General features: G+C 48.3%; 2 rRNA genes. Both read right to left on the bottom strand.

The window, feature by feature from the left end:
- Window positions 1-132, bottom strand: a 23S ribosomal RNA gene (locus tag GH754_RS19300); the annotation flags it as partial.
- A 661-nt stretch (window positions 133-793) separates the two neighbouring features.
- Window positions 794-929 (bottom strand): 16S ribosomal RNA (locus GH754_RS19295); the annotation flags it as partial.

Below are 929 nucleotides of genomic sequence, written 5' to 3'. Positions count from 1 at the left end.
AGCGGGTTTCCCCATTCGGAAATCTCCGGATCAAAGCTTACTTACAGCTCCCCGAAGCATATCGGTGTTTGTCCCGTCCTTCATCGGCTCCTAGTGCCAAGGCATCCACCGTGCGCTCTTGTTCACTTAACTTAATAAACGCATTGTCATGCTCTTGATTGTTTCATATCTAGTTTTCAAGGTACTTGGTTTGAAGAATCGTTCGATCCTTCAAAACTAAACAAACACAACCAATACACCTTTTTATTCATCACGAAAGTGATGATGTTTTCCTTAGAAAGGAGGTGATCCAGCCGCACCTTCCGATACGGCTACCTTGTTACGACTTCACCCCAATCATTGGCCCCACCTTAGGCGGCTGGCTCCAAAAGGTTACCCCACCGACTTCGGGTGTTGCCAACTCTCGTGGTGTGACGGGCNAGCGGGTTTCCCCATTCGGAAATCTCCGGATCAAAGCTTACTTACAGCTCCCCGAAGCATATCGGTGTTTGTCCCGTCCTTCATCGGCTCCTAGTGCCAAGGCATCCACCGTGCGCTCTTGTTCACTTAACTTAATAAACGCATTGTCATGCTCTTGATTGTTTCTTATCTAGTTTTCAAGGTACTTGGTTTGAAGAATCATTCGATCCTTCAAAACTAAACAAACACAACCAGTACATCTTTTTATCCAGCTCCGACTCCCAGGTCCTCGCCGTCATAAGCATAATCCATTCTGTGGCATAAACCGCCACTACATGTATTCTGCTTATGCGGTCGAACCTAACCGGTCGTCTCCGCTTTTAAATTTCCTTAGAAAGGAGGTGATCCAGCCGCACCTTCCGATACGGCTACCTTGTTACGACTTCACCCCAATCATTGGCCCCACCTTAGGCGGCTGGCTCCAAAAGGTTACCCCACCGACTTCGGGTGTTGCCAACTCTCGTGGTGTG

The sequence above is a fragment of the Salinibacillus xinjiangensis genome (assembly GCF_009649735.1).
In the GTDB taxonomy this organism is placed as follows: domain Bacteria; phylum Bacillota; class Bacilli; order Bacillales; family Alkalibacillaceae; genus Salinibacillus; species Salinibacillus xinjiangensis.
This window is presented reverse-complemented; position numbering and strand designations above follow the sequence as displayed.